The sequence below is a fragment of the Heliorestis acidaminivorans genome (assembly GCF_008933955.1).
GTDB lineage: Bacteria > Bacillota > Desulfitobacteriia > Heliobacteriales > Heliobacteriaceae > Heliorestis > Heliorestis acidaminivorans.
In genome coordinates, this window is the sequence record NZ_WBXO01000039.1 from 1 (window position 1) to 575 (window position 575).

The 575-nt window shown below is 42.1% G+C and carries 2 rRNA genes; both read left to right on the forward strand.

Annotated elements, in window-relative coordinates:
* A 16S ribosomal RNA gene (locus tag F9B85_RS14175) occupies positions 1-63 on the forward strand; the annotation flags it as partial.
* 436 nt (positions 64-499) lie between these two features.
* Positions 500-575: ribosomal RNA gene (locus F9B85_RS14180) — 23S ribosomal RNA — on the forward strand; the annotation flags it as partial.

Consider the following 575-nt stretch of genomic DNA (forward strand, 5'->3'; position numbering starts at 1 on the left):
ATGATTGGGGTGAAGTCGTAACAAGGTAGCCGTATCGGAAGGTGCGGCTGGATCACCTCCTTTCTAAGGAGACAATGCAAGACCTGCAGAGGCTGAAACTGAGCAATCAGAAGCAGAAGAGCAGAAGTCAAGCATATGTCAAGGTCGAAACTATCAGAACCTCTTGGAATGCAGAATCTGTAGAGTAATCTTCAGAGGAAGCAAGAAGAGAAAGGCTGGTAGTCATAGACGCACGGCTAACTTATACAACTGTTTGATTTTGAGGGACTGGAAACAATTACAGGTTGATTATATAGGTCAACTCTAGTATACTTTTAGTTCCGAAAACAAAATTGTTCCTTGAAAACTGCACAGAGAAAAGTAAAGCGATGTAATAACTAAACTTCGGAAGTTAAATCGCAAGAGCACAAAGAAGAAAAGAGCGATAAAGCTTATTTATTAAGATTTATAAACTCTGCGTCCTCTGCGTCTCTGCGGTTAAACAAAAATCCGAAACGCAGGTTAAGTTAATAAGAGCATACGGTGGATGCCTTGGCGCTGAGAGTCGAAGAAGGGCGTGGTAAGCTGCGAAAAGC